General features: G+C 77.1%; 2 protein-coding genes. Both read left to right on the top strand.

All coding sequences use genetic code 11. The features are described from left to right. Positions 1–605: D-glycero-beta-D-manno-heptose 1-phosphate adenylyltransferase (gene rfaE2 / locus E1300_RS49530; protein ID WP_131764158.1), on the top strand; the 605-nt coding region annotated here is incomplete at its 5' end. Further along, positions 602–1279, top strand: coding sequence for an SDR family oxidoreductase (locus E1300_RS49525; protein WP_131764157.1), 678 nt, complete (start codon positions 602–604; stop codon positions 1277–1279). The genes rfaE2 and E1300_RS49525, both read left to right, overlap by 4 nt. Positions 1280–1409 lie beyond the last annotated feature (130 nt).

Here is a 1409-nt window from a genome sequence, read left to right as displayed (position 1 = left end):
CCGAGGTCCTCGCCGAGGGCGGGCCGCTCACCGCCGCCGTCAGCGAGGGCGTCCGCCGCGCCTCGGAGTTCGTGCGGTCCGGCGCCGCCGCCGCCGTCGCGGCGCAGCTCGCCGAGACCGGCAGCGCCCGGCTCGTCCCCGAGCGCGGCGAGGACGCCTTCGACATCGTCGAGCGGACCCGCCGCGCCGGCGGCACCGTCGTCGCCACCGGCGGCTGCTTCGACCTGCTGCACGCGGGCCACGTCAGCCTCCTCCAGCACGCGCGCCGGCTCGGCGACTGCCTGATCGTGTGCGTGAACTCCGACGCCTCGGTGCGGCGCCGCAAGGGCCCGTCCCGGCCCGTGACGCCCGCCGCCGACCGCGTCCGGGTGCTGGAGGCGCTCAGCGACGTGGACGCCGCGGTCGTCTTCGACGACGACACCCCGGCGCCGCTGCTGGAGCGGCTCCGCCCCGACATCTGGGTGAAGGGCGCCGACTACGCGGGGACGGCGCTGCCCGAGGCCGAGACGGTCCGGGCCCACAACGGCGAGGTCGTCCTGCTGCCGATGCTCGAAGGGCGCTCCACCACGCGCCTGCTGTCCACCACGAAGGGAAACGCGTCATGAACGTCCTCATCACCGGCGGCTCCTCCGGTCTCGGCGCGGCCGTCGCGCGCAGGGTCGCCGAGGACGGGGGCACCCCGCTCGTCCTGGACCTGCACCCGCCGAAGGAGGACCACCGGCACATGCTGGCGGACCTCACCGACCGGGCCTGCACCGAGCGCGCCGTGCACGGGCTGGCCCGCGCCGCCGGGGGCCTCGACGCGGTCGTCACCGCCGCCGGGATCGACGCCTGCGGCACCCTCTGCGACGTGCCCGCCGAGGACTGGGAGCGGGTCGTCCAGGTGAACCTGCTCGGCACCGCCGCCGTCGTCCGGGCCGCGCTCCCCTACCTGGAGCACGGCTCCCACGGGCGGATCGTCACCGTCGCCTCGACGCTCGGGCTGCGCGCGCTCAGCGACGCCACCGCGTACTGCGCGTCCAAGTTCGGCGTCGTCGGGTTCACCCGGGCCCTCGCCGCCGAGCTGGCGGGCAGGATCGGCGTGACGATGCTCGTCCCGGGCGGCATGGACACCGCCTTCTTCGACGACCGCACCGAGCAGTACCGGCCGGGCCCCGACGCCAAGCTCAACCGGCCCGAGGACGTCGCCGCCGCCGTCGCGTTCGCGCTGTCCCAGCCCGCCGGATGCGAGGTGCGGGAGCTGGTCGTCTGCCCGGCGGAGGAACCCTCGTGGCCGTGACGGCCCCCTCGGCGGCCCGCTCGACGGCCCGCCGCGTGCTGGTGCTGCGGGCGCTCGGCCTCGGCGACCTGCTCACCGCCGTCCCCGCGCTGCGGGCGCTGCGGCGGGGCATGCCCGGCGCCCGGGTGAC

Source organism: Actinomadura fibrosa, assembly GCF_900659615.1.
GTDB classification, from domain to species: Bacteria; Actinomycetota; Actinomycetes; order Streptosporangiales; family Streptosporangiaceae; genus Spirillospora; species Spirillospora fibrosa.
This window is presented reverse-complemented; position numbering and strand designations above follow the sequence as displayed.

What these genes read in the sequence shown, in the direction of transcription:
- E1300_RS49525 (WP_131764157.1), top strand. Translation starts at nt 602, where the DNA reads ATGAACGTCCTCATCACCGGCGGCTCCTCCGGTCTCGGCGCGGCCGTC.